This is a genomic window from Fulvivirga aurantia (assembly GCF_009711475.1).
In the GTDB taxonomy this organism is placed as follows: Bacteria; Bacteroidota; Bacteroidia; order Cytophagales; family Cyclobacteriaceae; genus Fulvivirga; species Fulvivirga aurantia.
Map to the genome: position 1 here is coordinate 1 of NZ_SMMD01000311.1, position 1,693 is coordinate 1,693.

Here is a 1,693-nt window from a genome sequence, read left to right on the forward strand (position 1 = left end):
TAAAAAATACTCTTCAGGAATCGGGCCAACTTTCTCAATGACATGTCGTGGTACCATCATTCCTCCTCCATGGCAAAAATGTGTTACAGACATTTGATCATATTGACCTTTATCAGTTTCTCCACTCCCAATGGTGGTATTTCTCCCTGTAAATGAATTCATATCGGAGTATCCGGCATACTCGACTATACCTGGCTTATTATAGAAGTGAAACTTTGGGCTCACAATCCCGGCATCAGGATTTTTCTCAAAAGTTTCTATGAGTTTTTCGATAGTCCCTTCTGTAATTACAGCATCATTATTTATAAAAAGTAGATAATCTCCTTTTGCCTCCTTAATACCTAGATTATTACCTCCGGCAAAACCCAAATTTTCGTCACTCATTATTAGTTTTACCTCTGGAAACTCTGCTTTAATAGCTTTTTGTGGGCTGACTTTGGAAGCATTGTCTACAACAATAACTTCTTTATTGGTATATCCTATATCTCTTAAAGAAGCCAGCAGGTCCAGCGTGGCGTCCACCTCGTTGTAGTTGATAGTAATTATTGATACGAGTGGTTGCTGGGTTTTAGTCAACGGTTTCAATTTTTATTTCTACTTGATGTGTGAGGTGTATGAATGAATTTTTTGTTTGCTCCTTTTAATTTGAATAAAAGTGCGAACATCTTCAGGAATATTTTTGGAAGAGAAAAGACGGCCTGTAGTAAGGGCTTGCCATAATATTCATTTGGTATGGCTAAAGCAGTACTCAAGTAAGTTATTAGGGCAATAGCAATCCAAATTTCATACAGAGTAGGTACTATTAAGGAGCCCAAAATAGATATTATTGTAAGTACTGTCAATAGTCCTAAATTGATAAGTCGAGGTAGTTGAATATTCCTTAATACTGTACTATTGCAGTAGGCGAATTTTCCTTTAAAAAAGCCAATTACACCAGGGAAGAGATATCTTTTCAAATAAAAGAATTGACTCGATATCCACCGCTTTCTTTGATTTTCGAATACTTCAGACTTCTCTACTTTCTCATCAAATACAACTACATTGTGAGCGTACTTTACTCTGGTGTTTTGATTAACAAGACGTAATTCTAATTCTCTGTCAAAACCACCGACCGACTCCATCTTCGCTAACTCTATTCGGAGCTGATCGTAATCAAATGACATTCCTGATCCTTTGAGAGCAGCAGACAGCCCTAATGCTGAGCTACCTTTGCCTAACATGTGATTATTGATTTCTTCACTCAAACCATCTAACAATGAAAGGCTATTGTTTTTGTTTTTGGCAGCTCTTCTACCTTGAATGGCCCTATACCCTTGATTGTGAAGATTATTTAAAATCTCAAGGAAGTTAAATTCCATTACGTTGTCAGCATCTAATATTACTGCATGATCGTACTTACCTTTAAGCAAATCGAGTGCTTTATTTAATGCTTTAACTTTCGTGCTTTTTTCAAAAGAAACCTCAACAACTGTAATAGGTAGATTACGTAGGCTAACCAGTGTCTCTGGTTGCAAAGAGTCTGCAATTACAACCACCTCATACTTATCTTGAGGGTATGATTGTTTCAGTGCTTCTTGTGCCACTTCCACAATAATTCCGTCCTCCTTATAAGCGGGTATGAAAACCGCAAATGTACTTTGCGATTGGACTATACTAGATGTGGCAGGTGAGCGATAAAGCCGGCCTGCCACAG

General features: G+C 37.6%; 2 protein-coding genes. Both read right to left on the bottom strand.

Annotated elements, in window-relative coordinates; genetic code table 11:
• Positions 1-576 (bottom strand): glycosyltransferase family 2 protein (locus E1176_RS01385; RefSeq protein ID WP_155208790.1); only part of this gene is annotated, 576 nt, incomplete at its 3' end.
• 5 nt (positions 577-581) lie between these two features.
• On the bottom strand, positions 582-1,693 hold a 1,112-nt coding region (locus E1176_RS01390), incomplete at its 5' end, for a glycosyltransferase family 2 protein (protein ID WP_155208791.1).